The sequence below is a fragment of the Rhodanobacter sp. FW104-R8 genome, from assembly GCF_001617365.1.
Lineage (GTDB): Bacteria > Pseudomonadota > Gammaproteobacteria > Xanthomonadales > Rhodanobacteraceae > Rhodanobacter.
Map to the genome: position 1 here is coordinate 1 of NZ_LVJR01000040.1, position 1,202 is coordinate 1,202.

At 63.5% G+C, this 1,202-nt stretch carries 1 protein-coding gene; it reads left to right on the forward strand.

Translation table 11 applies throughout. From position 1 onward, the window contains the following. Positions 1 to 7: 7 nt before the first annotated feature. Entirely contained in the window at positions 8 to 1,081 is a 1,074-nt protein-coding gene (locus RHOFW104R8_RS10840) for an IS5 family transposase (RefSeq protein ID WP_068205433.1), read from the forward strand. Positions 1,082 to 1,202 lie beyond the last annotated feature (121 nt).

Sequence of the window (1,202 nt, forward strand, 5' to 3'; positions counted from 1 at the left end):
ACCCCCGATGCGCAGTCCCGATGTCCAACAGCTTGGCATGTTCTCGTACGTGTCCGTGGAAGAGCGCGTGCCGAGTGACCATCCGATCCGCAAACTACGTGTGTTGGTGGACGGCATCCTGGTTGAACTCGATGAAGTTTTGGCGGCGCGCTACGCCGAAGGCGGGCGGCCGTCGATTCCGCCGGAGCGCCTTCTTCGCGCCTCGCTGCTGCAGGTGGTGTACAGCGTGCGCAGTGAGCGCCTGCTGATGGAGCAGCTCAATTACAACTTGCTGTTTCGCTGGTTCGTCGGGCTCAACGTGGATGATCCGGTGTGGGATCACTCGACGTTCTCGTTCAATCGCGAGCGGCTGTTTGACGAAGCGATTGCGCAACGTTTTTTCGAGCACACCGTGCTGCTGGCGCGTATGCAAGATCTGGTCAGCGACGAGCACTTCTCGGTCGACGGCACGTTGCTGGAAGCATGGGCCTCGCACAAGAGTTTCCGTCCGAAAGACGGCAGCGACAACGACGGAGACGACTTCCACGGCGAGAAGCGCAGCAACGACACGCACGCTTCCACCACCGACCCGGACGCGCGGCTGATCCGCAAGGGCAAGGGCAAGGAGGCGAAGCTGAGTTATCTGGCCAATGCCCTGATGGAAAATCGCAACGGCCTGCTGGTGGCCGTGGATGTGCGCCATGCCAGCGGCACCGGCGAGCGTGACGGCGCGCTCGATCTGCTGACCGCCGCCGGCGTGAAGCCCGGCGCGACGCTGGGCGCAGACAAAGGGTACGACACGCAGGACTTCGTCGCGGCGCTGAAGCAGCGCGGGATCAAGCCCCACATTGCCCGCCACATCAAAGGTCGACGCAGTGCCGTCGACCATCGCACCGCCCGTGGCAAGGGCTACGCGATGAGCCTGCAGGTTCGCAAACGCATCGAGCAAGGCTTTGGCTGGATCAAGACCATCGGCGGCCTGCGCAAACTGCCGCTGGTGGCGCTGCCCACCGTGCGCGGCTGGGTGACCTGGACGTTCGCGGCGTACAACCTGATCCGGCTCGGTGGCATCGGCGAGTGGTGGAACCCATCGCCAACCTGAGCGAACACGGGAGACGTGCGCCTGAAACTCGGCCATCCATCCGAAATTCGCCGGCTACGCCTGATGATCCATAGCCGAGAGCTATCGACCGGCATCGGAGGGGCGCATTCTCAACACCCTG

Bases quoted from the DNA above. Each gene is read 5' to 3' on its own strand.
- RHOFW104R8_RS10840 (WP_068205433.1), top strand. From the start codon at position 8: ATGCGCAGTCCCGATGTCCAACAGCTTGGCATGTTCTCGTACGTGTCC.